The organism is Corallococcus sp. AB032C, from assembly GCF_003668935.1.
Classification (GTDB): domain Bacteria; phylum Myxococcota; class Myxococcia; order Myxococcales; family Myxococcaceae; genus Corallococcus; species Corallococcus exiguus.
Map to the genome: position 1 here is coordinate 21,444 of NZ_RAWP01000123.1, position 6,404 is coordinate 27,847.

The 6,404-nt window shown below is 70.1% G+C and carries 4 protein-coding genes and 1 pseudogene; 2 read left to right on the top strand and 3 right to left on the bottom strand.

What is annotated here, in order from left to right:
- Positions 1–8: 8 nt before the first annotated feature.
- A complete protein-coding gene (locus tag D7X99_RS35700; RefSeq protein WP_121781667.1) occupies positions 9–635 on the top strand; it encodes a hypothetical protein in 627 nt (208 codons plus the stop codon).
- A gap of 31 nt (positions 636–666) precedes the next feature.
- Positions 667–1,089 carry an HD domain-containing protein gene (locus tag D7X99_RS35705; protein ID WP_120576859.1) on the top strand — a complete coding sequence of 141 codons (423 nt, stop codon included), beginning with the start codon at positions 667–669 and terminating at the stop codon, positions 1,087–1,089.
- Positions 1,090–1,168: 79 nt separating this feature from the next.
- Here D7X99_RS35705 and acnA read toward each other — a convergent pair whose 3' ends face one another.
- From acnA to D7X99_RS35720, 3 genes and pseudogenes are all read right to left on the bottom strand, one after another.
- Positions 1,169–3,904 (bottom strand): aconitate hydratase AcnA, encoded by a 2,736-nt coding sequence (gene acnA, locus D7X99_RS35710; RefSeq protein WP_121781668.1) that lies wholly within the window; start codon positions 3,902–3,904, stop codon positions 1,169–1,171.
- Positions 3,905–4,032: 128 nt separating this feature from the next.
- Complete coding sequence (locus D7X99_RS35715; RefSeq protein WP_121781669.1) at positions 4,033–5,292, bottom strand: phosphatidylserine/phosphatidylglycerophosphate/cardiolipin synthase family protein; 1,260 nt, start codon at positions 5,290–5,292, stop codon at positions 4,033–4,035.
- Positions 5,293–5,391: 99 nt separating this feature from the next.
- A pseudogene (locus D7X99_RS35720) lies at positions 5,392–6,404 on the bottom strand (hypothetical protein); the annotation flags it as partial.

The window sequence follows — 6,404 nt, forward strand, 5'->3', positions numbered from 1 at the left end:
CCTCCGCCATGTCCCCACGCGCTTCGTCCCGTTCCACCCGCGGCGCCACGCTGCTGCTCGTCGTGCTGCTCGTCACCGTGCTCCTGGGCCTGGTGGCGGGCGTGATGGCCTACGCCAGCAGCGAGCGCACGCGCGCCGTGACGTCCAGCCGCGCGGGCCAGCGTCAGGGCTGCGCGGAGAGCGGCCTGCAACTGGCGCGCGGCTACTTCGGCCGCAACTACGCCCAGTGGAACACCTTCCTGAGCACGCCGGACGCCTACGACCCCATCGGCTCGCCCACCAACACCACGCCCGCCAACCCGCGCACCGCCGCCGGCCGCGCGGCCATCAAGACGGTCAACCCCGCGCTGTTCGCGGACCTGGATGGCGACGGCAAGGACGACGTGTACCTCTACATCCGGGACAACGAGGACGAATTCCAGCCGCTCGCCCCGGAGTGGAACCGCGACAATGATCAACAGGTGGTGGTGGGCGCCATCTGCATCAGCGAGACGCTGATTCCGCGCCGGGGTGGCAACAACCAGCACGACCCCAGCGCGCTCGCCGTGGAGGGCATCCTCCAGTACAACGGCGGCGGCCACGCCTACACGGCGCAGACGGCGGGCGGCACGGGCTCCGGCAACCTCAACCATTGAGCCGTCCGCGGGGCGTGAGAAGCTTCCGCCCATGCCCACGCTCGAAGACGCCATCGCCCTGGCGGTGGCCGCGCACCAGGGTCAGCGCGACAAGGCAGGACAGCCCTACATCCTCCACCCCATGCGGGTGATGCTGCGCCTCGCCTCCGACGCGGAGCGCACCGTGGCCATCCTCCACGACGTGGTGGAGGACACGCCGTACACGCTGGAGCGCCTGCGCGGCATGGGCTACCCGGAGGACGTGCTGTCCGCCCTGGACTGCCTGACGAAGCGCGAGGGCGAAAGCTACGAGGCCTTCATCGAACGGCTGCGTCCCCACCCCCTGGCCCGCCGCGTGAAGCTGGCGGACCTGGAGGACAACATGGACGTGCGCCGCCTGAAGGACGTGACGCCGAAGGACGCCGAGCGCCTGTCGCGCTACGTGGCCGCCTGGACCCGCCTGCGCGCGGAGTAGCCGCCAGAAAGACGACGGCCCGGCAGCCCCTCCCGAGAAGCGAGGGCGGCCGGGCCGCGAAACCAACAGGTGCTGTCCGCTACGCCTTGGCGAGCTGGCGCAGCACGTACTGGAGGATGCCGCCGTTGCGGTAGTAGTCGAGCTCGTTGGGCGTGTCGATGCGGCACACCGCGGTGAACTCGATGGGGCCCTTCTCACCAACGGCCTTCACGGTGAGCTTCTTCTGCGGCGCCAGCCCGTCCGCGACGCCGGTGATTTCGAACGTCTCGTGGCCGGTGAGGCCCAGCGACTGCGCGTCCTGGCCCGCCTCGAACTGCAGGGGCAGCACGCCCATGCCCACGAGGTTGGACCGGTGGATGCGCTCGAAGCTCTTGGCGATGACGGCCTTCACGCCCAGCAGCTGCGTGCCCTTGGCCGCCCAGTCACGGCTGGAGCCCGTGCCGTACTCGGCGCCCGCCAGCACCACGAGCGGGATGTTGTCCGCCTGGTACTTCATGGACGCGTCGTAGATGCTCATCCGCTCACGCGTGGGGATGTGCACCGTGACGCCGCCCTCCACGCCGGGGACCAGGAGGTTCTTCAGGCGGATGTTGGCGAAGGTGCCGCGCACCATCACCTCGTGGTTGCCGCGGCGCGCGCCGTAGGAGTTGAAGTCCTTGGGCTCCACGCCCTCCGCCATCAGGTACTTCGCCGCGGGGCTCGTCTTGGCGATGTTGCCCGCCGGGGAGATGTGGTCCGTCGTGACGGAGTCACCCAGGAGCGCCAGCACGCGCGCGCCCTTGATGTCCTGCACGGCCTTGGGCTCCTTCGGGAGGTTCTCGAAGAAGGGCGGCTTGCGCACGTAGGTGGACTTCTCATCCCACTTGAACGTGGAGCCCTTGCCCACCGGCAGCTGCTGCCAGAGCGTGTCGCCTTCCATGGCGTTCGCGTACTGGCTGCGGAACTGCTCCGGCTTCACGGCCGTGCGGATGGTCTCCTTGATCTCCTCGTTGGACGGCCAGATGTCCTTGAGGAACACCGGGCGGCCGTTGGGGTCCGTGCCCAGCGGCTCGTTGTCCAGGTCGCGGCCCACTTCACCGGCCAGCGCGTACGCCACCACGAGCGGGGGGCTCGCCAGGTAGTTCATGCGCACGTGCGGGTTGATGCGGCCCTCGAAGTTGCGGTTGCCGGACAGCACCGCCGCCACCACCAGGTCGCCCTCCACCACCGCGTTGGACACGGACTCCGGCAGCGGGCCGGAGTTGCCGATGCAGGTGGTGCAGCCGTAGCCCACGACGTGGAAGCCCACGGCCTCCAGGTAGGGCAGCAGGCCCGCGTCGCGCAGGTATTCGGTCACCACGCGGCTGCCCGGGGCCAGGGACGTCTTCACCCAGGGCTGCGGCTTGAGGCCCTTCTCCACGGCATTCTTCGCCAGGATGCCCGCGGCCACCAGCACGGCCGGGTTGGACGTGTTGGTGCAGGAGGTGATGGACGCGATGACCACCGCGCCATGGCCCACCTGGTAGCTCTGCTTGCCCGCCTTCACGGTGACGGACTGGGCCAGCCGCTCCGGGGCCACCGGGGCCGCGGGGGCCTTGGCGCCACCCTTCGGGCCCTCGTCGTCCTCGCCCTTGCTCTTGCCGGCGGACAGCATCTCCACGAGCGACGCCTCGTACCCGGCCTTCATGTCCTTCAGGGGCACGCGGTCCTGCGGACGCTTGGGGCCCGCCAGGCTGGGCACCACGGCGGCCAGGTCCAGCCCCAGCGTGTCGCTGAAGAGGGGCTCCTGGGCGCCGGCGTTGAGCCACAGACCCTGCTCCTTCGCGTACGCCTCCGTCAGCGCCACCACGTCATCCGGGCGGCCGGTGAAGCGCAGGTAGTTGCAGCTCTCCTCGTCCACCGGGAAGAAGCCGATGGTGGCGCCGTACTCCGGGGCCATGTTCGCGATGGTGGCGCGGTCCGGCAGCGACAGCGCCTTCAGGCCCTCGCCGTAGAACTCCACGAACTTGCCGACGACGCCCTTCTTGCGAAGCATCTGCGTGACGGTGAGCACCAGGTCCGTGGCCGTGGCGCCCGCGGGCAGCTTGCCGGTGAGCTTGAAGCCCACCACCTGCGGAATCAGCATCGTGATGGGCTGGCCCAGCAGCGCCGCCTCCGCCTCGATGCCGCCCACGCCCCAGCCCACCACGCCCAGGCCGTTGATCATCGTCGTGTGGCTGTCCGTGCCCACCAGCGTGTCCGGGTACACGGTGCTGCCCTGACGGAACGTCACCTGCGCCAGGAACTCCAGGTTCACCTGGTGGCAGATGCCGATGTCCGGCGGCACCACGCCAAAGCCCTTGAACGCGCTCTGGCCCCAGCGCAGGAAGGCGTAGCGCTCGCGGTTGCGCTCGAACTCCAGCTCCGCGTTCTCCTTGAAGGCCGCGGTGGTGGCGAACGAATCAATCTGCACCGAGTGGTCGATGACCAGGTCCGCCGGGTTGCGCGGGTTGATTTTGGCGGGGTCACCGCCCATGGCGGCGAGCGCCTCGCGCATGGCGGCCATGTCCACGACGGCGGGCACGCCGGTGAAGTCCTGGAGCAGCACGCGCGCGGGGTGGAAGGAGATCTCGGTCTCCGGGGCCGCCTTGGGGTCCCAGGCGAGCATCTTCTCGATGTGCTCGCGCTTGACGACGCGGCCGTCCTCATTGCGCAGCAGGTTCTCCAGCAGCACCTTCAGCGAGAACGGGAGGCGGTTGACCGCCGGGTGGGCCTTCGCCAGCGTGGCCAGGCTGAAATAGTCGTAGGTCGCCGAGCCCACCTTGAGCTGGGCCTTGGTGCCGAAACTGTCCGTCATGTGCGTTGCCGTCCTTCCGTGCCGGAATGACGCAACTTCTAGGCGTGTCCCCCCCGGCATGCAAAGGGTTCCTGCACTGCGTTGAAGGCGGTGGACGGTTGGTTCCGACCCCGGGCTTACAGCCCCGCTCAGAGCACCTTGCGGAAGAAGTACAGCACCCGCTCCACGGCCTTCTGCCAGAGGGGACGGCGGCGGAAGACGGCCAGGTCCACCTCGCGACAGTTGCCGCAATCCAGGCGGAACGAGTCCTCCAGGTCGCGACCCAGCCGGGGGTCCGCGAAGACGGCGTTGACCTCGTGGTTGAAGGCCAGTGACAACCGCTCCAGGTTGAACGACCCGATGGTGCCCCACACGCCGTCCACCACGGCTGTCTTGGCGTGCAGCACGCCCCGGCGCCACTCGAAGATGCGGATGCCGGCGTCCATCAGCGGCTCGTAGAAGGCGCGCGTCGCATGCTCGAGGAACGGGTGGTCGCTCTTGCCCCCGTTGAGCAGCAGGCTCACCTCCACGCCCCGCTTCGCCGCGTCCTTGAGCGCGGCCACCATGCGCCGGTCCGGCACGAAGTAGCCCGCGGCGATGAGCACGCTGGCCCGCGCGCGCTGGATGGCGTGCAGGTACGCGCGGTGGATGCTGCGGCGGCTGGACAGCACCGCCAGCCCCACGTCGCCCTTCTGCGGGCGGGCCTCCAGCGCCTGGGCCCCGCCGCGGATCCGCCGACGCAGCCGGCTCAGGCGGTCGCGGAACATCATCCGCCACGTGGCCAGGAAGCGCCGCTCCAGCTCATGCACCGCGGGGCCCTCAATCCGCAGCACGTCGTCGCGCCACGCCACGCCCTGCCCCTCCGGGGCCCAGTGCGCCGCGATGTTCACCCCGCCCGTGAAGGCCACCGTGCCGTCCACCACCAGAATCTTGCGGTGGTCCCGGCGCAGCAGGTGTCGCAGCCCGCGCTGGAGGCTGAAGGGTTTGAAGGCCCGCACGTCCACGCCGCGCTGGCGCAGGCCCTCGAAGAAGCTCCTGCGGCTGGTCCACGAGCCCACCGCGTCGTAGAGCACCTTCACGTGCACGCCGCGCTCGGCGGCCTCCGCCAGCGCCTGGCCGAAGAGCTCGCCCACCGCGTCGGTGACGAACATGTACGTCTCCAGGCGGATGGAGCGGCGCGCCCGGCGGATGGCCTCCAGCATCTCCGGGTAGGCCTCCACGCCGTCGCGCAGGAGCCGGCACGCATTGCCCTGGAGGGTGGGGTGGCGCTGCGGCAGGTAGTACCGGGCCAGCAGGCGCCGCGACACCCCGGCGCTCCACACCGGGCCATGCTCCGGCACCGGTCCCGGCGAACGCGCCGCTGGAACCAATCCCTCCGTCCGCCCGTCCTCCCCCGCCCGCTCACGCATCACCCCACTCAGGGTGGGAACGGAGGGAGGGACCGGCAACCCGGACGGGCCCCGCCCGCCTCCCTGGCGGGGTTGCACCGTCCAGTAGACGACGGCTCGCTACAGGCCGAACTCGACGCGCTTGTTCTCCGCGCGCGTGGCGCACGGCTGGTCGTACTCGGGGAAGTACTCGCGCATGTGGTCCAGCGTGGAGGCGGCCTGCTTGAAGTGGCCCTGGTTGTAGTAGCCCTCCACCTCCAGCAGCAGCTTGGAGCAGGTGCGATCCAACTCCTGCTGGGCGCGCTTCATGAACTCCTGGGCCTCGAAGTAGAGGTCCGGCTTGGGGTCCGGGTGGGCCTCCAGCATCAGCCACGCCTCGCGGAAGGACTTCCACGCCTCGTAGCGGTTGCGCGCGCCGATGTCCGGCGTGTCGAAGTTCTTGCGGCCCTTCTTGAAGGACTCGTTGGCCGTCTGCACCAGCTGCTGCGTGGACAGCTGCTCCGGCAGCAGCGCGCGCTCCACCCAGACGTTCCACACGCGCCAGGTGTCCTCGCCCGGCGGGTTGCGGGTGTTGTCGAAGATGATGCGGTTGGGCTCGCCCTTGCGCAGCTGCTGGGGCGGAATCATCAGCTCCAGCGAGCGCTCCTGGCTGGCCATCGTGTCCGGGGGCACCTTGCCCACGTCCACGCCGTTGACGCTCACCACCACCTCGTCCTTGGAGATGCCCTGGGCCTGGTAGTGGAGGATGACCACCGCGCGCGTCGCGGCGACGAACTCCCACTCGAAGACCTTCATGTCCGGCCGGTTCCAGGTGACGCCGTCGCCCAGGCCGAACGAGTCGGTGATGGGCTGGTTGGACAGGCGCACGGGCTCCTCGCCCTTCTGCACCATGTCCTCGCCGCCCAGCACCAGCCAGTACATGAGGGCGAAGAGGCCCAGCACCACCACGCCGCCGCCGGCCATCACGCCCGCGCGGACCTTGGAGTTCGCCTCCGCCCAGAACAGGCGCAGGTTGGCCACCAGGCCCGGCGTCTCACGGCGGATGCGGGCGCGCTCGGCCGCGGACAGGCCACCACCGCCAGCGCTGCTGCTGGCGCCACCGGCGCGGGGCGGGCGGGCCACGGCGCGGGAGG

Bases quoted from the DNA above. Each gene is read 5' to 3' on its own strand.
- D7X99_RS35715 (WP_121781669.1), bottom strand. From the start codon at position 5,292: ATGCGTGAGCGGGCGGGGGAGGACGGGCGGACGGAGGGATTGGTTCCA.
- D7X99_RS35705 (WP_120576859.1), top strand. From the start codon at position 667: ATGCCCACGCTCGAAGACGCCATCGCCCTGGCGGTGGCCGCGCACCAG.
- D7X99_RS35700 (WP_121781667.1), top strand. From the start codon at position 9: ATGTCCCCACGCGCTTCGTCCCGTTCCACCCGCGGCGCCACGCTGCTG.
- acnA (WP_121781668.1), bottom strand. From the start codon at position 3,904: ATGACGGACAGTTTCGGCACCAAGGCCCAGCTCAAGGTGGGCTCGGCG.